At 70.5% G+C, this 19,083-nt stretch carries 18 protein-coding genes; 15 read left to right on the top strand and 3 right to left on the bottom strand.

Features of this window, described 5'->3' with window-relative positions; translation table 11 throughout:
- The first annotated feature begins 49 nt into the window (after window positions 1-49).
- Together IE226_RS09425 and IE226_RS09420 are read left to right on the top strand one after the other, a co-directional pair.
- The gene (locus tag IE226_RS09425; RefSeq protein ID WP_190080619.1) at window positions 50-775 is read left to right on the top strand and encodes an HdeD family acid-resistance protein; all 726 of its coding nucleotides are present in this window, start codon (window positions 50-52) and stop codon (window positions 773-775) included.
- 99 nt (window positions 776-874) lie between these two features.
- Complete coding sequence (locus IE226_RS09420) at window positions 875-1,402, top strand: ATP-binding protein (protein ID WP_373306915.1); 528 nt, start codon at window positions 875-877, stop codon at window positions 1,400-1,402.
- A 1-nt stretch (window position 1,403) separates the two neighbouring features.
- On the opposite strand, the gene idi is transcribed toward IE226_RS09420, so the two are convergent.
- The 3 genes from idi to galE all read right to left on the bottom strand — a co-directional run bounded on the left by idi (window position 1,404) and on the right by galE (window position 4,168).
- Complete coding sequence (gene idi, locus IE226_RS09415; RefSeq protein WP_190080618.1) at window positions 1,404-1,997, bottom strand: isopentenyl-diphosphate Delta-isomerase; 594 nt, start codon at window positions 1,995-1,997, stop codon at window positions 1,404-1,406.
- A 92-nt stretch (window positions 1,998-2,089) separates the two neighbouring features.
- The gene (locus tag IE226_RS09410) at window positions 2,090-3,019 is read right to left on the bottom strand and encodes a cation diffusion facilitator family transporter (RefSeq protein ID WP_190080617.1); all 930 of its coding nucleotides are present in this window, start codon (window positions 3,017-3,019) and stop codon (window positions 2,090-2,092) included.
- Between the two features lie 165 nt (window positions 3,020-3,184).
- Window positions 3,185-4,168: a UDP-glucose 4-epimerase GalE gene (galE, locus tag IE226_RS09405; protein WP_190080616.1), complete on the bottom strand. Its 984-nt coding sequence runs from the start codon at window positions 4,166-4,168 to the stop codon at window positions 3,185-3,187.
- A gap of 254 nt (window positions 4,169-4,422) precedes the next feature.
- Here galE and IE226_RS09400 point away from each other — a divergent pair, with 254 nt between their 5' ends.
- From IE226_RS09400 to IE226_RS09340, 13 genes are all read left to right on the top strand, one after another.
- A complete protein-coding gene (locus IE226_RS09400) occupies window positions 4,423-6,237 on the top strand; it encodes a DUF5941 domain-containing protein (RefSeq protein ID WP_190080974.1) in 1,815 nt (604 codons plus the stop codon).
- A complete protein-coding gene (locus IE226_RS09395) occupies window positions 6,234-6,971 on the top strand; it encodes a phosphocholine cytidylyltransferase family protein (protein WP_190080615.1) in 738 nt (245 codons plus the stop codon). The genes IE226_RS09400 and IE226_RS09395 overlap by 4 nt, the downstream gene beginning before the upstream one ends.
- Window positions 6,959-8,023: an iron-containing alcohol dehydrogenase family protein gene (locus IE226_RS09390; RefSeq protein WP_190080614.1), complete on the top strand. Its 1,065-nt coding sequence runs from the start codon at window positions 6,959-6,961 to the stop codon at window positions 8,021-8,023. The genes IE226_RS09395 and IE226_RS09390 overlap by 13 nt, the downstream gene beginning before the upstream one ends.
- Window positions 8,001-8,780, top strand: a complete 780-nt coding sequence (locus IE226_RS09385) for a CDP-alcohol phosphatidyltransferase family protein (protein ID WP_190080613.1) — start codon at window positions 8,001-8,003, stop codon at window positions 8,778-8,780. Before IE226_RS09390 ends, IE226_RS09385 begins: the two co-directional genes overlap by 23 nt.
- A gap of 47 nt (window positions 8,781-8,827) precedes the next feature.
- Window positions 8,828-9,673, top strand: coding sequence for a glycosyltransferase family 2 protein (locus tag IE226_RS09380; protein ID WP_190080973.1), 846 nt, complete (start codon window positions 8,828-8,830; stop codon window positions 9,671-9,673).
- Between the two features lie 95 nt (window positions 9,674-9,768).
- Complete coding sequence (locus IE226_RS09375) at window positions 9,769-10,716, top strand: ABC transporter permease (RefSeq protein ID WP_190080612.1); 948 nt, start codon at window positions 9,769-9,771, stop codon at window positions 10,714-10,716.
- Entirely contained in the window at window positions 10,709-11,497 is a 789-nt protein-coding gene (locus tag IE226_RS09370; RefSeq protein ID WP_190080611.1) for an ABC transporter ATP-binding protein, read from the top strand. The genes IE226_RS09375 and IE226_RS09370 overlap by 8 nt, the downstream gene beginning before the upstream one ends.
- 345 nt (window positions 11,498-11,842) lie before the next feature.
- Complete coding sequence (gene hpnC, locus IE226_RS09365) at window positions 11,843-12,739, top strand: squalene synthase HpnC (protein WP_190080610.1); 897 nt, start codon at window positions 11,843-11,845, stop codon at window positions 12,737-12,739.
- Window positions 12,736-13,686, top strand: a complete 951-nt coding sequence (gene hpnD / locus IE226_RS09360) for a presqualene diphosphate synthase HpnD (protein WP_190080609.1) — start codon at window positions 12,736-12,738, stop codon at window positions 13,684-13,686. The genes hpnC and hpnD overlap by 4 nt, the downstream gene beginning before the upstream one ends.
- Window positions 13,687-13,795: 109 nt before the next feature.
- Window positions 13,796-15,208, top strand: coding sequence for a hydroxysqualene dehydroxylase HpnE (gene hpnE, locus IE226_RS09355; protein WP_190080608.1), 1,413 nt, complete (start codon window positions 13,796-13,798; stop codon window positions 15,206-15,208).
- Window positions 15,205-16,335, top strand: coding sequence for a polyprenyl synthetase family protein (locus tag IE226_RS09350; RefSeq protein ID WP_190080607.1), 1,131 nt, complete (start codon window positions 15,205-15,207; stop codon window positions 16,333-16,335). The genes hpnE and IE226_RS09350 overlap by 4 nt, the downstream gene beginning before the upstream one ends.
- A 103-nt stretch (window positions 16,336-16,438) precedes the next feature.
- Window positions 16,439-18,433, top strand: a complete 1,995-nt coding sequence (gene shc, locus IE226_RS09345; RefSeq protein ID WP_190080606.1) for a squalene--hopene cyclase — start codon at window positions 16,439-16,441, stop codon at window positions 18,431-18,433.
- The gene (locus IE226_RS09340; protein WP_190080605.1) at window positions 18,433-19,083 is read left to right on the top strand and encodes a phosphorylase family protein; all 651 of its coding nucleotides are present in this window, start codon (window positions 18,433-18,435) and stop codon (window positions 19,081-19,083) included. Before shc ends, IE226_RS09340 begins: the two co-directional genes overlap by 1 nt.

Below are 19,083 nucleotides of genomic sequence, written 5' to 3'. Positions count from 1 at the left end.
GGCGGCCCTGAGAACTCTGCGCAGCGGGGGAAGCAGGACGGAGACGCTGATGGCCCTGTTCAAGACCTCCAAGCCCGCCGACACCTCCCCATCCGCCGAGAGCCCCGGGTCCAGCGGGCCGCCGAACCCCGCCGCGCCGGGGGCCAAAGACGCCAAGCGGCTCAACCGCGGCTTCGGCTGGCTCGCCCTGCTCGGCGCGATCCTCGCGGTGGCGGGAATCGTGGGCCTCGTGTACACGGGCGTGGCCACCCTCACCTCCATGCTCCTCTTCGGCTGGCTGCTCCTGGTGGGCGGCTTCGTCGGGCTGCTGCACGCGGTGCAGTCGCGCGGCACGAACTTCTTCTGGCTGGGTGTCGTGGTGGCGGCGCTGAACCTCGCGGCCGGTGTAGTGATCATCCGCAGGCCGGAAGTGGCGGCGGAGGCTCTGACGATGTTCGCGGCGCTGCTGTTCCTGACCGGAGGTGTCTTCCGCCTGGTCGGGAGCCTGGTGGTGCGCGGACCGCAGTTCGGCTGGACGCTCGTGCAGGGTGCCTTCGGTCTGCTGCTCGGCATCCTCGTGCTCGCCAACTGGCCCAGCAGCAGCCAGTACGTGATCGGCTGCTTCTTCTCGCTCGCACTGCTCTTCGACGGCCTGGGCCTGCTGGCCACGGGCCTCGGCGGGCGCCGGATCGTGAGCATGGTCACGGAGCGCCAAGAACCCCCCGCACAACCGGCACAACCCGTACAAACCGAAGAAGGCACGAAAGCGAAGCCGGGGGAACAGGAACTGTCGTAGGGCTGACGCGGTCGGACGAACGTGATCAGATACCGCCGATAATTGCTGACTTCTGGTCAGTCATGCGGTCGCACCCAGTGCGTTCCCAACACTCGATGTGTGGTGACAATCGAGCGCAAGGGCGGCGACCGGACGATGGACGACGAGGGGAGGGGGCTGGGCCCACTCCCTCGCGAGACCGAGAAGGTGCCGTACGAGGGGGTGTGGCGGTTCACCGCCGCCGCGGTCGACGCCTCGGTGCCCCAGGCACGGCACGCGGTACGCGACCTGCTCACCCGGCAGGGCGTGCCCGCGTCGGACGACCTCGTGCAGGGCTTGCTCCTGATCGTTTCCGAACTGGTCACCAACGCGGTGCGGCACGCGGCCCTGCTCTCGCCCATGCTGGCGGTGGAGGTGGCGGTGGGCGCCGAGTGGGTGCGGGTCTCCGTGGAGGACGACCATCCCTACCGCCCGACCGCCCTGGTGGCCGACCACGGCCAGACCGGCGGCCGCGGTCTTCTCCTGGTCCGCGAGATCACCCAGGAGGCGGGCGGCGCCTGCGACGTCGAGCAGACCGCGAGCGGGGGCAAGGTCATCTGGGCGGCCCTGCCCCTGAAGCCCAACGGAGCCGCCCCGCACGGAAGTTGACTCACCAGCCGGCGGAAGGCCCCGTCAGCTCACGGATCGCGGGCCGCGCCGAGTCGAGGACCGTCATGAACCACGCGGAGAACCGTCCCTCGGCGTGCCGCTCCGCCAGCTCCCCGGCCGTCACGAACGCGGTCTCGCCCACCTCGTCGGCGTCGGGCCGCAGCGGCGACTGGACCATCCCCACGAAGAGGTGGTTGAACTCCTGCTCCACCAGGCCCGAGTCCGGGTCCGGGTGGTTGTAGCGCACCGTGCCCGCCTCCGCGAGCAGCGAGGGCGAGACGCCCAGCTCCTCGTACGTCCGGCGCGCGGCGGCCGCGAACGGCGCCTCGCCGGGGTACGGGTGGCCGCAGCAGGTGTTCGACCAGACGCCGGGGGAGTGGTACTTGCCGAGGGCGCGCTGTTGCAGGAGCAGCCGCCCCTGCTCGTCGAAGAGGAAAACGGAGAACGCCCGGTGCAGCTGCCCGGGCGCTTGATGCGCGGAGAGTTTCTCCGCTGTGCCGATCGTCCTGCCGTCCTCGTCCACGAGTTCCAGCAAGATCGCTTCTCCGGTGCCGTTCGACGAACTGTTCGCCGCGGTGGCAGGTGTGGTCGGCATACCCATCCTTCGCTTCGGTCTACGAGCCTCAAGTCTGCCGCACGAGACCGGTGCTGCTCGCAAGGAACCACCGGAAGCCACTCTCAGGGGCGTCAGTGGCAGAGCTTCGCCTCGTGTTCCGCGTGGCCGATCGGCTCCAGTTGGAATGTGCAGTGCTCGACGTCGAAGTGGTCGCCCAGGCAGCCCTGCAGTTCGTGCAGCATCTTCTCGTTGCCGATCGCGTTCAGCGTCTCGGTGCTGACGACCACGTGTGCGGAGAGGACCGGCATTCCCGACGTGATGGTCCAGGCGTGCAGGTCGTGGACGTCCTCGACGCCCGGCAGGGCCAGTATGTGCGAGCGGACCTCGGCCATGTCGACGTTCTTCGGCGCGGACTCCAGGAGGACGTTCAGGGTCTCCCGCAGGAGCTTCACCGTACGCGGGACGATCATGAGGCCGATGACCAGTGAGGCGATCGGGTCCGCGGCCTGCCAGCCGGTCGTCAGGATGAGGACCGCCGCCACGATCACCGCGAGGGAGCCAAGGGCGTCGGCCATGACCTCAAGGAACGCACCGCGCACGTTCAGGCTGTCCTGCTGGCCGCGCATCAGGAGCGAGAGCGAGATCATGTTCGCCACCAGGCCGACGACGCCGAAGGCGATGGTCAGTCCGCCCGCGGTTTCGGCGGGCGTGATGAACCGCTGGATCGCCTCGAACAGGACGTAACCGCCGACGCCGAGCAGCAGCAGACAGTTGGCGAGCGCGGCCAGGATCTCGGCGCGGGCATAGCCGAAGGTGCGGTTCTCCGTCGCCGGGCGGCCCGCGAACTGGATCGCGAGCAGCGCCATGCCGAGGCCGAGGGCGTCCGTGGCCATGTGCGTCGCGTCCGCGATGAGCGCGAGCGAATCCGCCATGATGCCGCCGACGATCTCCACCACCATGACGGTCAGCGTGATCGAGAGGGCGATACGCAGCCGCCCCCGGTACGCCGCCGTCGCGGTCCCCCCGTGATGAGCGTGTCCGTGGTCGTGCCCTGCCCCCATGGAAGCCGCCTCCGTGTGCTCGGTATCGGTCTTCTGTTCCCCGGTCGCGCGTCTGTCGCGATCACAGTGAACTACGGGGAGGGGGTACCCGGCAACACGGCACTGAACACCGTTGTCATATGCTCTGACCTGCGGAAATGACCGCAGGTCAGAGCGTTGACGCGATCAGGAGCGGCGCACCTCGGGGTGGTGGAGGCACCAACCCGCCCACGCGGATTCGACCATCTCGCGTACCGTGCGCCGCGCCTTCCAGCCCAGCTTCTCCGCGGCCAGGCTCGCGTCCGCCACGGCGCGCGGCGCGTCGCCCTCGCGGCGCGGCTCGACGAGTGCCGGGCGGGCGTCGCCGGAGATCTCGCCGATGAGCGTGACGAGTTCGCGTACGGAAACGCCCTCGCCCCGGCCGATGTTCACCGTCAGGTCCCCCTCGGGGTGCGACTCGACGCGGCGGGCCGCCGCGAGGTGGGCGTCGGCGAGGTCGGCGACGTGGACGTAGTCGCGTACGCACGTGCCGTCCGGCGTCGGATGGTCGTCGCCGAAGATCCGCGGCGACTCGCCGCGGGTGAGCCGGTCGAAGACCATCGGGATCACGTTGTAGACCCCGTTGTCCGCGAGCTCGGGAGCCGCGGCGCCCGCCACGTTGAAGTAGCGCAGGCACACCGTCGCGATGCCGTGCGCCCGCCCCGCGGACCGCACCAGCCACTCCCCGGCGAGCTTCGTCTCGCCGTAGGGGTTGATCGGCACGCAGGGGGTGGCCTCCGTCACCAGGGCCGCGTCGGGCGGGTTGCCGTACACCGCGGCCGACGAGGAGAAGACGAAGCGCTTGATGCCGGCCTCGGCCACCGCTTCGAGCAGCGTCACCAGGCCGCCCAGGTTCTCCCGGTAGTAGCGCAGCGGCTGCTCCACGGACTCGCCGACCTGCTTGCGGGCCGCGAGATGCACCACACCCGTCACCTCGTGCTCGGCGAAGACCCGCCGCAGCAGCTCGGCGTCGAGCGACGAGCCCCTGATGAGGGGGATGTCCGCCGGGAGCCGCTCGGGCACCCCGGCCGAGACGTCGTCGAGGACGACGACCCGCTCACCGGCACCGGCCATCGCCCGCGCCACATGCGCCCCGATATATCCCGCTCCACCTGTGATCATCCATGTCATGGGCGTCGACTTTATGTCGTTTGTGCCGGTCGCATGAAGCGCGGTTTGTGGCCGCCGCCCCCGATCGACCATGATGATCGAGTTGGCGGAGGCCTCTGCAGGTCATGCTTATGGGGCCGTAAACGGGCGGTGAACGCCCGCTTCCCATCATCCGATAGCCTCTGCCGACGTGCCGCCCGGCCCGTGTCGGCCAGGGGCGCCCCTCATCACGCACGTGCCCGGCGCGCGCGCCGGCAATCAAGGAGTGAGTTCGTCTGTCGACCGCCATCCTGACCGGTCAGCCGGTCCCCGGGTCGCCGCTCGAAGGCGATCTGCGGTCCCTGGGGTTTGACGTCCGGGTCGCCTCCGACGCGGCGGACACCGAGACGCTGCTCGCCGCCGTCCCTGCCGGGCAGCGGGTCGCGATCGTCGACGCGCGCTTCGTGGGCCACGTCCACGCGCTCCGCCTCGGCCTGACGGACCCGCGCTTCGCGGCCTCGGCCGTCCCCGGCGCCGTCACCGCTCAGCCCGAGGCCCGGGCCGACCTGACGCGCGCCCTCGGCGCCGCCACCGGTTCCGGCAACGGCGGCGGCTCCGCCCTGACGGTGGAGGCGCTCGCGGACCACGTCTCCGAGACCCTGGCCGCCGAAGGCCGCGACGTCCACCGCCCCGACCTCGGCACCCTCGTCGCCACCGTGCCCAGCGACCCGCAGACGCGCAACGAGGCGCGCCAGGCCGTCGCCGCCGTGGACGACGAGGCCGTACGCCTGCGCACGGCCGTCAAATCGCGGGACGGCTTCTTCACGACGTACTGCATCTCCCCGTACTCGCGCTACATCGCCCGCTGGTGCGCGCGCCGCGGCCTCACTCCCAACCAGGTCACCACCGCCTCGCTGCTCGTCGCCCTGATCGCGGCGGGCTGCGCGGCCACCGGCACCCGCGGCGGCTTCGTCGCGGCCGGTCTGCTCCTGCTCTTCTCCTTCGTCCTGGACTGCACGGACGGGCAGTTGGCCCGCTACTCCCTGCAGTACTCGACGCTGGGCGCCTGGCTCGACGCGACCTTCGACCGGGCCAAGGAGTACGCCTACTACGCGGGCCTGGCGCTGGGCGCGGCCCGCGGTGGCGACGACGTGTGGGCGCTCGCGCTCGGCGCGATGGTCCTGCAGACGGCCCGGCACGTCGTGGACTTCTCCTTCAACGAGGCGAACGCCGACAGCATCGCCGCCAATGCCAACACCAGCCCCACGGCCGCCCTATCGGACAAGCTCGACAGCGTCGGCTGGACCGTCTGGCTGCGCCGGATGATCGTGCTGCCGATCGGCGAGCGCTGGGCGCTGATCGCCGTCCTCACCGCGGTGACCACCCCCCGCATCACCCTGATCGTGCTGCTCATCGGCTGCGGCCTCGCCGCCTGCTACACCACGGCGGGCCGTGTCCTGCGCTCGCTGACCCGCAGGGCCACCCGCACCGACCGCGCCGCACAGGCACTCGGTGACCTCGCCGACACCGGGCCGCTCGCCGCCGCCTTCGCGGCACTCAGGAGCGTCGGACTCCCCGCGCCGGTCATCGCCTTCGCCGGCGGCGCGGTGCTCGCCTGCGTGGCGGGCCTGACGTCCTACGGCAGCCCGTGGGTCGTCGTCGCCGCGGTGATCTACGTCGTCACGTCGGGGCTCGCCGTCGCCCGCCCCCTCAAGGGCGCCCTCGACTGGCTGGTCCCGCCGTTCTTCCGCGCGGCCGAGTACGGCACGATCCTGCTGCTCGCCGCCAAGGCGGACGTGAACGGCGCCTTGCCCGCGGCTTTCGGACTGGTGTCCGCCGTCGCCTACCATCACTACGACACGGTGTACCGGATTCGCGGCGGCGCGGGCGCGCCGCCGCACTGGCTGGTGCGGACGATCGGCGGGCATGAGGGCAGGACGCTGGTGGTCGCCCTCGCCGCCACCCTGCTCACCGACACAGATTTCACCGTCGCGCTCACGGCACTCGCCGTGGCCGTGGCACTTGTGGTGCTCGTCGAGAGCATCCGCTTCTGGGTGACCGCCCATAAACGCGGAGCACCCGCCGTACACGATGAAGGAGAACCCGCATGATCGGCCTTGTGCTGGCGGCCGGCGCCGGACGGCGTCTTCGCCCCTACACCGACACGCTTCCCAAGGCCCTGGTGCCGGTCGACGGTGACACCACCATCCTCGACCTGACCCTCGGCAACTTCGCGGAGATCGGTCTCACCGAGGTGGCCATCATCGTCGGCTACCGCAAGGAGGCGGTCTACGACCGCAAGGCGGCGCTCGAGGAGAAGTACGGCCTCAAGCTCACGCTGATCGACAACGACAAGGCCGAGGAGTGGAACAACGCCTACTCCCTCTGGTGCGGTCGTGACGCGATCAAGCACACGGTGATCCTCGCCAACGGCGACACCGTGCACCCGGTCTCCGTCGAGAAGACGCTGCTCGCCGCCCGCGGCGACGGCAAGAAGATCATCCTCGCCCTCGACACGGTGAAGAACCTCGCCGACGAGGAGATGAAGGTCATCGTGGACCCCGAGAAGGGCGTCCAGAAGATCACCAAGCTGATGGACCCGGCGACCGCCACCGGTGAGTACATCGGTGTCACGCTCATCGAGGGCGACGCCGCCGAGCAGCTGGCCGACGCCCTGAAGGCCACCTTCGAGCGCGACCCCGACCTCTACTACGAGGACGGCTACCAGGAGCTCGTCAACCGCGGCTTCAAGGTCGACGTGGAGCCGATCGGCGACGTCAAGTGGGTCGAGATCGACAACCACGACGACCTCGCCAAGGGCCGGGAGATCGCGTGCCAGTACTGACGAGGCTCATCCCCTCGCCGGTCGTCGTGGACATCCGGCCGGGGGCGCTCAACGACCTGGCCGGGGTCCTGGCCGACCAGCGGATCTGCTCGTCAAGCGGCAAGCTCGCCGTCGCCATCAGCGGCGGCTCCGGCGCGGTGCTCCGCGAGCGGCTCGAACCGTCGCTGCCCACCGCCGAGTGGTTCGAGGTCGGCGGCGGCACGCTCGATGACGCCATCAAGCTCGCCGACGCCATCAAGAAGGGCCGCTACGACGCGGTCGTCGGCCTCGGCGGCGGCAAGATCATCGACTGCGCCAAGTTCGCCGCCGCGCGGGTCGGCGCGCCGCTGGTCGCCGTCGCGACGAACCTGTCGCACGACGGCCTGTGCTCGCCGGTCGCTACGCTCGACAACGACGCGGGCCGCGGTTCGTACGGAGTGCCGAACCCCATCGCGGTCGTCATCGACCTCGACGTGATCCGTGAGGCCCCCGTACGGTTCGTGCGCTCCGGCATCGGCGACGCCCTGTCCAACATCTCCGCGATCGCGGACTGGGAGCTCGCCGCCCGTGAACGCGGCGAGGACATCGACGGCCTCGCGGCCGCGATGGCGCGCCAGGCGGGCGAAGCGGTCCTGCGCCACCCCGGCGGCGTCGGCGACGACGCCTTCCTGCAGGTCCTCGCCGAGGGTCTGGTCCTCACCGGCATCGCGATGTCCGTGTCGGGCGACTCCCGCCCGGCGTCCGGCGCCTGCCACGAGATCAACCACGCCTTCGACCTCCTCTTCCCCAAGCGCGCGGCCAGCCACGGCGAGCAGTGCGGTCTGGGCGCGGCCTTCGCGATGTTCCTCCGTGGAGCGCGCGAGGAGTCGCTGTACATGGTGGAGGTGCTGCGCAGGCACGGCCTTCCCGTGACGCCGGAGGAGATCGGCTTCACCGTGGACGAGTTCGTCCAGGTCGTGGAGTACGCCCCGCAGACGCGCCCCGGGCGCTACACGATCCTCGAGCACCTCAATCTGAATTCCGACCAGATCAAGGACGCATACGCCGACTATGCCAAGGCCATCGGTAGCTGAACTCCGCCCCGTCGTTCACCCCGCAGGGGTGAAGGACCGGCGCAGCGGTGAGCACTGGGCGGGACGCCTGTACATGCGAGAGATCTCGCTGCGCTGCGACCGCTACCTGGTGAACACCAGGATCACGCCCAACCAGCTCACGTATCTGATGACCGTGGCCGGCGCCCTCGCCGCCCCGGCGCTTCTGGTGCCGGGGATCACGGGCGCCGTGCTCGGCGTGATCATGGTCCAGCTGTATCTCCTGCTCGACTGCGTCGACGGAGAGATCGCCCGCTGGCGCAAGCAGTACTCCATGGCCGGGGTCTACCTCGACCGGGTCGCCGCCTACCTGTGCGACGCCGCGGTCCTGGTCGGCTTCGGTCTGCGCGCCGCCGACCTGTGGGGCTCGGGCCGGATCGACTGGCTGTGGGCCTTCCTCGGCACGCTCGCCGCGCTCGGCGCCATCCTGATCAAGGCGGAGACCGACCTCGTCGGTGTCGCCCGCCACCAGCAGGGCCTCGCGCCGGTCAAGGAGTCGGCCTCCGAGCCGCGCTCCTCCGGCATGGCCCTGGCCCGCCGGGCCGCGGGCGCGCTGAAGTTCCACCGGCTCGTGCTCGGCATCGAGGCGTCCCTGCTCATCCTGGTCCTGGCGATCGTGGACCAGGTGCGGGGCGATCTGTTCTTCTCGCGGCTCGGTGTCGCCGTACTCGCCGGTATCGCGCTGCTCCAGACGCTGCTGCACCTCGTGTCCATCCTCGCTTCCAGCAGGCTGAAGTGAGTGCCGCGGGGAGCCGGCCCCTGAAGGTCGGCGCGGTCATCATCACCATGGGCAACCGGCCGCAGGAGCTGCGCGCCCTGCTCGACTCGGTCGCCAAGCAGGACGGCGACCCGGTCGAGGTGGTGGTCGTCGGCAACGGCGCCCCCGTGCCCGACGTCCCCGAGGGCGTACGCACCGTCGAGCTGCCCGAGAACCTCGGCATCCCCGGCGGACGCAACGTCGGCATCGAGGCCTTCGGCCCCGGCGGCACGGATGTCGACGTGCTCCTCTTCCTCGACGACGACGGCCTCCTGGCCAACACGGACACGGCCCAGCTGTGCCGCGAGGCCTTCGCCGCCGACCCGAAGCTGGGCATCATCAGCTTCCGCATCGCGGACCCGGACACGGGGGAGACCCAGCGTCGCCACGTTCCGCGCCTGCGCGCGGCCGACCCGATGCGCTCCTCGCGCGTGACGACCTTCCTCGGCGGCGCCAACGCCGTCCGTACGCAGGTCATGGCCGAGGTCGGCGGGCTGCCCGACGAGTTCTTCTACGCCCACGAGGAGACCGACCTCGCCTGGCGTGCCCTGAACGCGGGCTGGATGATCGACTACCGCGCCGACATGGTGCTCTTCCACCCGACGACCGCCCCCTCGCGGCACGCGGTCTACCACCGGATGGTCGCCCGCAACCGTGTCTGGCTCGCCCGCCGGAATCTGCCCGCGCTCCTGGTCCCGGTCTACCTCGGCGTGTGGATGCTCCTGACCCTGGCCAGGAAGCCTTCGGGGCCCGCGCTCAAGGCCTGGTTCGGCGGCTTCAAGGAGGGCTGGACGACGCCGTGCGGACCGCGCAAGCCGATGAAGTGGCGTACGGTGTGGCGCCTGACCCGACTGGGCCGACCTCCTGTGATCTGAGAAGCTCGGGTCTGAGAACATCTGGGCCATACCCCGGTCCCTGGCCCACGCCTACGCCCGACCGGCTGCGCATCTGAAGACGAAAGTTTCCACTCGTGAGTGAGACAACGCATGACGGCGGGGTCGCGGTGACAGCATCCCCGTCGACACCGCCGCCCGATGACGGGCTCTCCCGGGCCGATCTCGCCGCCAAGTACGGTCTGACCGTCAGCGGCGCACGGCCCGGACTTTTCGAGTACGTCCACCAGCTCTGGGGACGGCGCCACTTCATCCTCGCCTTCTCCCAGGCGAAGCTGACCGCCCAGTACAGCCAGGCCAAGCTCGGCCAGCTGTGGCAGGTGGCGACGCCGCTCCTGAACGCCGCGGTCTACTTCTTCATCTTCGGACTGCTCCTCGGCGCGAGGGAGGGCATTCCGCACCACATCTACGTGCCCTTCCTGGTGACCGGCGTCTTCGTCTTCACGTTCACGCAGAGCTCGGTCATGGCCGGCGTGCGGGCGATCTCCGGCAACCTCGGCCTGGTGCGGGCGCTGCACTTCCCGCGGGCCTCGCTGCCGATCTCCTTCGCGCTCCAGCAGCTCCAGCAGCTGCTGTTCTCGATGATCGTGCTCGTCATCATCATGTGCGCGTTCGGGATCTTCCCGGCCCTGTCCTGGTTCCTGGTCCTTCCCGCGCTGCTCCTGCAGTTCCTGTTCAACATGGGTCTGGCGCTGATCTTCGCCCGGATGGGCAGCAAGACGCCCGACCTGGCGCAGCTGATGCCGTTCGTGATGCGGACCTGGATGTACGCCTCGGGCGTCATGTTCAGCATCCCCGCGATGCTCGCCACCAAGGAGAGCGTGCCCAGCTGGGTGGGGGACGTGCTCCAGTGGAACCCGGCCGCCGTCTACATGGACCTGATCCGCTTCGCCATGATCGACGACTACGGCTCCTCGTACCTGCCGGAGCACGTGTGGTTCATCGCCGTCGGCTGGGCGGTTCTGTTCGGCGTAGTGGGCTTCGTGTACTTCTGGAAGGCTGAGGAGCGTTACGGCCGTGGCTGACGAGGACAAGAACCCCGACAAGACGCACATCCCCACCGTCATCGCCGACGACCTGCACATCGTGTACCGCGTGAACGGCGCCAAGACGGGCAAGGGCAGCGCCACCTCGGCGCTGAGCCGCATCCTCAGGCGCGGCGAGGAGCGGGGCGTGCGCAAGGTGCACGCCGTGCGCGGCGTCAGCTTCACCTCCTACCGCGGCGAGGCCATCGGCCTGATCGGCTCGAACGGCTCCGGAAAGTCGACCCTGCTGCGCGCCATCGCCGGCCTGCTGCCCGCCGAGAAGGGCAAGGTCTACACCGACGGCCAGCCCTCGCTGCTCGGCGTGAACGCGGCCCTGATGAACGACCTGACGGGCGAGCGCAACGTCATTCTCGGCGGACTCGCGATGGGCATGACACGCGAGCAGATCAGGGACCGCTACCAGGACATCGTCGATTTCTCGGGCATCAACGAGAAGGGCGACTTCATCACCCTGCCGATGCGGACCTACTCCTCCGGCATGGCGGCCCGCCTGCGCTTCTCCATCGCGGCCGCCAAGGACCACGACGTCCTGATGATCGACGAGGCGCTCGCGACCGGCGACCGCAAGTTCCAAAAGCGCTCCGAGGCCCGCATCCGCGAGCTGCGCAAGGAGGCCGGCACGGTCTTCCTCGTCAGCCACAACAACAAGTCCATCCGCGACACGTGCGACCGCGTGCTGTGGCTGGAACGCGGCGAGCTCCGCATGGACGGGCCGACCGACGAGGTCATAAAGGAGTACGAGAAGTTCACGGGCAAATAGCCCCTTCCGTACACCCGAACGAGCCAGGGCCCCGCCGGAGTGAATCCGGCGGGGCCCTGCCGCTTCCTGAGTCTCCGATCGCCCCGTTAGTTGCCCCGAATCACTCAAGTCCCGTAAGCCCGGGGAACTTTGACGCCAATCGGTGTGTTGTTGTGATGCGCTGAACACCCCGACGACGCAGGCCGCGTTGTACAACGTAAGCTGTACCGGTGCTGATTCGCGGCAAGTGGGGCGATATCGCGCGGCGCCCCGGCTCATGGCACGGTCCGCCTCGCGGAGGGCCGGGCGGCGTGTCCGAAATAGGATGTATTGGATCGGCAGTGTAGAACGGGAGATGTGACGGCAATGGCTACGGATGATCTCCAGCTACGCGACGCATCCGCCGTCCTCGCGAAGGCCGCGGACGAGAACTTCCCCGTGGCGCCCTTCTTCCTGCCCCGCGCCTGGCGCGGCGACCTCATGGCCGTGTACGGCTATGCCCGCCTCGTCGACGACATCGGCGACGGCGACCTGGCCCCCGGCGGAGCCGACGCCCGCCACCTCGGCGTGGACCCGGAGGCCGCCGACGACCGGCTCGTCCTCCTGGACGCCTTCGAGGCCGACCTGCACCGGGTCTTCGACGCCACACCGCGGCACCCCTTGCTGCGGGCGCTCCAGCCCACCGTGCGCCGCTGCGGCCTCACGCCCGAGCCCTTCCTCGGCCTGATCGAGGCCAACCGCCAGGACCAGCTCGTCACGCGCTACGAGACGTACGACGACCTGCTCGCCTACTGCGAGCTGTCCGCGAACCCCGTGGGCCGGCTCGTCCTCGGCATCACCGGCACCGCGACCCCGGAGCGGATCCGCCGCTCGGACGCCGTGTGCACCGCCCTCCAGATCGTCGAGCACCTCCAGGACGTCGCCGAGGACCTGGGACGGGACCGCATCTACCTGCCGGCCGAGGACATGAAACGCTTCCACGTCCGGGAACGGGATCTGGCCGCACCGACAGCAGGCGCATCGGTGCGCGCGCTGGTTGCATATGAAGCAGAACGCGCCCGCTGCCTCCTGAATGAAGGAACCCCCTTGGTGGGTAGCGTCCACGGCAGGCTGAAGGTGCTGCTTGCGGGCTTCGTGGCTGGGGGGAGGGCAGCGGTTCACGCGATCGCCGCCGCCGGATACGACGTACTTCCCGGACCGCCGAAGCCCGCCAAGCCGCGTTTGCTGCGTGAGGCGGGGGCGGTTCTGCGAGGAGAGGGGTGAGCCGGACCGTGGAGTCAGGCCCGAACGTGTCCGCGCCGGTACTCGCCGCATACAGCTACTGCGAGGCCGTGACCGGACAGCAGGCACGCAATTTCGCGTACGGCATCAGGCTGCTCCCGATGCCCAAGCGCCGCGCGATGTCGGCGCTCTACGCCCTCTCGCGCCGCGTGGACGACATCGGCGACGGCGCGCTCGCCCCGGACGTCAAGGCCGAGCGCCTCGACGAGACCAGGGCGCTGCTCGTCCGGATCCGCGAGGGCCGGGTGGACGAGGACGACACCGACCCCGTGGCGGTGGCGCTCGCGCATGCCGCCGCGCACTTCCCCATCCCGCTCGGCGGCCTCGACGAACTGATCGACGGCGTCCTGATGGACGTCCGCGGCGAGACGTACGAGACGTGGGAGGACCTCAAGGTCTACTGCCGGTGCGTGGCCGGGGCCATCGGGCGGCTCTCGCTCGGCGTGTTCGGCACGGAACGGGGGGCGCTCAACGCCGAGCGCGCGCCGGAGTACGCGGACACGCTCGGCCTCGCGCTCCAATTGACCAACATCCTGCGCGACGTGCGCGAGGACGCGGAGGGCGGGCGCACCTATCTGCCGGCCGACGACCTCGCCAAGTTCGGCTGCTCCGCCGGGTTCACCGGCTCGGAGCCGCCCGCCGGATCCGACTTCGCCGGGCTCGTGCACTTCGAGGTGCGCAGGGCGCGCGCCCTCTTCGCCGAGGGATACCGGCTGCTTCCCATGCTCGACCGGCGCAGCGGGGCCTGCGTCGCCGCCATGGCGGGCATCTACCGCCGGCTGCTCGACCGCATCGAGCGGGAGCCGGAGGCGGTCCTGCGGGGCCGCGTCTCGCTGCCGGGCCGCGAAAAGGCGTATGTCGCCGTGCGCGGTCTCTCCGGTCTCGATGCGCGCACCATCTCCCGACAGACCATCAGGAGGCGTACCTGATGGGCATCCACGGCAGATGCGGCGAACGTAGGACAATCTCCTGTGGCCGGTGGGCAACCCTCCGCTCCGCCCCGGCGTCCCAGACTGCAACGGCCGAGGGGGAAAGAGCATGAAGGACGACGGCACGCGATCGGCCGCGGAGGCCGACGGCGAAGCAGGACGCGGGGCCGCGGTGGTGGTCGGCGGAGGCCTCGCCGGCATCACCGCGGCGCTCTCCCTCGCCGACGCGGGACTGCGCGTGACCCTGCTCGAAGGGCGGCCGCGCCTCGGCGGGCTCGCCTTCTCCTTCAAGCGCGGCGAGCTGACCGTCGACAACGGCCAGCACGTCTATCTGCGCTGCTGCAACGCCTACCGCTGGTTCCTCGACCGCGTCGACGGCACGGCTCTCGCACCCGTGCAGGAGCGACTCGACGTGCCCGTGCTCGACGCCGGCCGAAACCGCCTCGGGCGCCTTCGCCGCACCGCGCTGCCCGTGCCGCTGCACCTGGCGGCAAGCCTTGCCACGTATCCGCACCTGTCGCTCGCGGAGCGCGCGAGCGTGGGCCGCGCCGCGCTCGCCCTCAAGGGTCTCGACCCGGCCGACCCCGACCTTGACGGCAAGGACTTCGGCAGCTGGCTGGCCGCTCACGGTCAGTCGGCGCGCGCGATCGAGGCCCTGTGGGACCTCGTCGGTGTGGCCACGCTGAACGCCGTCGCGGGGGACTCCTCCCTCGGACTCGCCGCCATGGTCTTCAAGACCGGACTGCTCTCGCAGCCGGGCGCCGCCGACATCGGCTGGGCACGCGTGCCCCTCGGTGATCTCCATGACACGCTCGCCCGCAAGGCGCTCGACTCCGCGGGCGTGCGAACCGAACTGAGGACACGAGTCACCTCCATCTCCCGTACGGAGAACGGGGGTTGGCTGGTCCAAGTTCCCGGCGAAGAGATCCGGGCGGAAACGGTCGTGCTCGCCGTGCCGCAGCACGAGACGCACGACCTGCTCCCGGACGGCGCGCTCGACGAGCCCGACCGGCTCCTCGACATCGACACCGCGCCGATCCTCAACATCCACGTCGTGTACGACCGCAAGGTCCTCAAGCGGCCCTTCTTCGCGGCCATCGGCTCGCCGGTGCAGTGGGTGTTCGACCGGACCGACGCCTCCGGGCTCACGGAGGGCCAGTACCTCGCGCTGTCCCAGTCCGCCGCCCACGACGAGATCGACGCTCCCGTCGCCGCGCTGCGCGAGCGCTATCTGCCCGAGCTCGAGCGGCTGCTGCCCGCCGCGCACGGGGCGGAGGTACGGGACTTCTTCGTGACCCGGGAGCGTACGGCGACGTTCGCGCCGACTCCCGGCGTGGGCCGGCTGCGGCCCGGTGCTCGCACCAAGGCTCCCGGCCTGTACCTGGCCGGGGCGTGGACCGCCACAGGGTGGCCCGCGACCATGGAGAGCGCCGTCCGCAGCGGCATCAGCGCCGCCCGGGCAGCACTCTCCGCACTGGACCGACCACGTGATCACCTCTTCGACGTCGAGGAGGCCGCGTGAAGCCAGACCTTCTGGGGTCAGTTCCCCGGAAATTCAGCACCGGAACAAGAGGAGAGACTGTGCCGACTGTGCCCTCGGCCGAATCGGCTGCCGACACGGTGGACGTGACCTCACTGCTCGAGCGCGGAAGGACGCTGGCCACCCCGGTGCTGCGGTCGGCCGTGGACCGTCTCGCGCCGCCCATGGACACCGTCGCCGCCTACCACTTCGGCTGGATCGACGCCGAGGGCAACCCGGCGGACGGTGACGGCGGCAAGGCCGTGCGCCCCGCGCTCGCCCTGCTCTCCGCGGAAGCCGCGGGGGCCGCGCCGGAAGTCGGCGTACCCGGAGCCGTTGCCGTCGAACTGGTCCACAACTTCTCGTTGCTGCACGACGATCTGATGGACGGCGACGAACAGCGCCGCCACCGCGACACGGTGTGGAAGGTGCACGGCCCCGCCCAGGCCATCCTCGTCGGCGACGCCCTCTTCGCGCTCGCCAACGAGATCCTCCTGGAGATCGGCACCGTCGAGGCGGGCCGCGCCACGCGCCGCCTGACCGCCGCGTCCCGTGCCCTGATCGACGGCCAGGCGCAGGACATCTCCTACGAACACCGCGAGCGCGTCACCGTCGAGGAATGCCTGGAGATGGAGGGCAACAAGACCGGCGCCCTGCTGGCCTGCGCGGTCTCCATCGGCGCCGTCCTCGGCGGCGCCGACGACCGCACCGCCGACGTCCTGGAGAAGTACGGCTACCACCTCGGCCTCGCCTTCCAGGCCGTGGACGATCTGCTCGGCATCTGGGGCGACCCGGAGTCCACCGGCAAGCAGACCTGGAGCGACCTTCGCCAGCGCAAGAAGTCGCTGCCGGTCGTGGCCGCGCTCGCCGCGGACGGGCCCGCGTCCGAGCAACTCGGCGAGCTGCTCGCGGCCGACGCCAAGAGCAGCGACTTCGACAGCTTCTCCGAGGAGGAGTTCGCCGCGCGCGCCGCCCTGATCGAGAAGGCGGGCGGCCGCGAGTGGACCGCCGAGGAGGCCAGGCGCCAGCACACCATCGCCATCCAGGCCCTGGACACCATCGAGATGCCGGAGCGGGTGCGGCAGCAGCTCGTCGCGCTCGCCGACTTCGTCGTCGTACGGAAGAGATGATCACTATCGGGCAGATATAGCGCTCGCAGTCGCCGGCCGGCGCCCAGCGCGTCGGCCGACGGCGGACCCACAGCAGAGAAGACGACTGCACGAAGGGGAAGCCATGACAGCGACGACCGACGGAAGCACCGGAGCGGTGACGCCCCGCGCACCTTCGGCCAGCCAGCCACTCGACACGACCGCCGCGCCGCCAGGGCCACGTGAGGCTGCCGCGCGCGCCATACAGCGCTCCACCGAATTCCTGCTCTCGCAGCAGGACGCCCGGGGCTGGTGGAAAGGCGACCTCGACACGAACGTGACGATGGACGCCGAAGACCTGCTGCTCCGTCAGTTCCTCGGCATCCGGGACGAGGAGACCACCCGCGCCGCCGCGCTCTTCATCCGCGGCGAGCAGCGCGACGACGGGACCTGGGCCACGTTCTTCGGCGGCCCCGGCGAACTCTCCACCACCATCGAGGCGTACGTCGCTCTGCGGCTGGCCGGCGACGCCCCCGACGACCCGCACATGGCGAGGGCCTCCGCGTGGATCCGCGACCGGGGCGGCATCGCCGAGAGTCGCGTCTTCACCCGCATCTGGCTCGCCCTCTTCGGCTGGTGGAAGTGGGACGACCTGCCCGAACTCCCGCCGGAGCTCATCTACTTCCCCAAGTGGCTGCCCCTCAACATCTACGACTTCGGGTGCTGGGCCCGCCAGACGATCGTGCCGCTCACGATCGTCTCCGCCAAGCGACCCGTCCGGCCCGCGCCCTTCGCCCTCGAAGAGCTGCACACCGACGCGCGCGTGCCGAACCCCGGCAAACCCCTTGCCGCCGTGGGCAGTTGGGACGGGGTGTTCCAGCGGCTCGACAAGGCGCTGCACCTCTACCGCAAGGTCGCCCCGCGCGGGGTGCGCAAGGCCGCGATGAACAGTGCCGCTCGCTGGATCATCGAACGCCAGGAGAACGACGGCTGCTGGGGCGGCATCCAGCCGCCCGCCGTCTACTCCGTGATCGCGCTGCATCTGCTCGGCTACGACCTCGAACACCCGGTCCTCAAGGCGGGCCTTGAGTCGCTCGACCGGTTCGCGGTCTGGCGCGAGGACGGGGCCCGGATGATCGAGGCCTGCCAGTCGCCGGTCTGGGACACCTGCCTCGCGACCATCGCGCTCGCCGACGCGGGCGTACCCGCCGACCATCCGCAGCTCATCAAGGCGGCGGACTGGATGCTCGCCGAGGAGATCGCGCGCCCCGGCGACTGGGCCGTCCGCAAGCCCGAACTGCCGCCGGGCGGCTGGGCCTTCGAGTTCCACAACGACAACTACCCCGACATCGACGACACCGCCGAGGTCATCCTGGCCCTGCGCCGGATCGCGCACCCGGACCGCCCGCGCATGGAGAACGCGATCTCCCGCGGCATGCGCTGGACCCTCGGCATGCAGTCCAGGAACGGCGCCTGGGCCGCCTTCGACGCCGACAACACCAGCCCCTTCCCCAACCGGCTGCCGTTCTGCGACTTCGGCGAGGTCATCGACCCGCCGTCGGCCGACGTCACCGGGCACGTCGTCGAGATGCTCGCCGTCGAGGGCAAGGCGCACGACCCGCGCACCCGCCGCGGCATCGAGTGGCTGCTCGCCGAACAGGAGCCGGACGGCTCGTGGTTCGGCCGCTGGGGCGTCAACTACGTCTACGGAACAGGGTCCGTGGTGCCGGCCCTCACCGCGGCGGGCCTGCCCGCGTCGCATCCCGCGCTGCGCCGCGCCGTCGGCTGGCTGGAGTCGGTGCAGAACGACGACGGCGGCTGGGGCGAGGACCTGCGCTCCTACCGCTACGAGGAATGGCGCGGCCACGGCGCCTCCACCGCGTCGCAGACCGCCTGGGCACTGCTCGCACTGCTCGCGGCGGGCGAGCGGGAGTCCAAGGCCGTGGAGCGCGGGATCGCCTGGCTCGCCGAGACACAGCGTGACGACGGCTCCTGGGACGAGCCCCACTTCACCGGCACCGGCTTTCCCTGGGACTTCTCCATCAACTACCACCTCTACCGGCAGGTCTTCCCGCTCACGGCCCTCGGCCGGTACGTCAACGGGGAACCCTTCGCGGGCCTCTCCGCCGAGGGGGGTTGATGGACCGGACCCCGGCCGCGCCGGGCCCCGCACCGCTGCTCATCGCCTGCGCGCTCGGCATCGAACACCTCGCCCTGCGCACCGGGGCCCGCACGGGCGCCGCCGGGCACGTCACCATGCTCCGCACGGGCATGGGCCCCAAGAACGCCGAGCGGGCCGTCACCGGCGCCCTCGGCAAGGAACCGCTGCGCCACGCCGCCGTCGTGGCCACCGGCTTCTGTGCCGGGCTCGCCCCCGGCATGCACCCCGGTGATCTGGTCGTCGCCGACCAGACCCGTGACGCACACGGCCACACGCCCTGCGTCGGTACGGAACTGCTGGTCGAGGAGCTGATGCGGGCCGTGCCCGGCCGCACCGTGCACACCGGACCGCTGACCGGCTCCGACCACGTCGTCCGCGCCCACGAACGCACCGGCCTGCTCGCCTCGGGCGCGATCGCGGTGGACATGGAGTCCGCCGTGACGCTGCACAGCGCGCTGCGGGCGGGACAGCGGCCGGTTGCCGCCGTCCGGGTGGTCGTGGACGCCCCACAGCACGAACTCGTCCGCATCGGCACCGTGCGCGGTGGAATATCGGCTTTCCGTGTTCTTCGTGCCGTGCTTCCCGCATTTTTCGAATGGCACCGTTCTTCTTTGCTCCCTCGGAGGTGA

Origin of the sequence: Streptomyces longisporoflavus (genome assembly GCF_014649775.1) — a bacterium.
In the GTDB taxonomy this organism is placed as follows: Bacteria; Actinomycetota; Actinomycetes; order Streptomycetales; family Streptomycetaceae; genus Streptomyces; species Streptomyces longisporoflavus.
This window is presented reverse-complemented; position numbering and strand designations above follow the sequence as displayed.